The following is a 632-nucleotide window of genomic DNA, read 5'->3' on the forward strand; positions in this document are numbered from 1 at the left end:
TACTTGTAAAACTTCTGTTAAAGAACGTGAGAAACTTGAACAATATAAACAGCTTGCATTTAGTGCTGCTCAAAATGGTAATATGGATATGGCTAATGCTGCTATTCGTGGAGATAATGTTGCTCAAATTAGCAAACTTATTGATAAATATCAAAATATTCAACGTAAGCATGAACTTGATGTTGAACGTGTTTCTCAACAAACAGAACAACTTCGTCAAGAATTTGAACTTGCTAAGATTGATAGAAAAGCAGAACAAGATAGAGAAACTATTAGAGTTGAAAAATATCTTGATGGTCAAATTGAGGCTATGAAAGCAAATGCTAATATTATGAGTTTTGATAATGGTCTTAGCGATGCTGAAAAGAGTCAAGCTGAAGAACGTATGGAAAATGCTAGACTTAATATTGAACGTAGTAAACTTAGTTTAGATGCTCAAAAGACTTCTGTTGAAGCACAACTTAAAGAAAAAGAATTAGCTGTTAAACTTAAAGAAAGTGATGATAAAGTCAAGATTGCAAAAACGAATAAAAATCGTTATGATAGTAAAAGTAAATAATCGGCTGTACTTCTAAATTTTGTTCATAATAGGGCTGGACTTGCTTGTGAAAGTAGGTTCAGCCCATTTTCAT

1 protein-coding gene is annotated in these 632 nt (G+C 32.0%); it reads left to right on the forward strand.

Annotation, left to right across the window (positions count from 1 at the left end; all coding sequences use genetic code 11):
• Positions 1 to 559: hypothetical protein (locus tag DXN04_RS35040; protein ID WP_158569310.1), on the forward strand; the 559-nt coding region annotated here is incomplete at its 5' end.
• Positions 560 to 632: the final 73 nt, after the last annotated feature.

It is taken from the genome of Chitinophaga silvisoli (assembly GCF_003412465.1).
GTDB classification, from domain to species: Bacteria; Bacteroidota; Bacteroidia; order Chitinophagales; family Chitinophagaceae; genus Chitinophaga; species Chitinophaga silvisoli.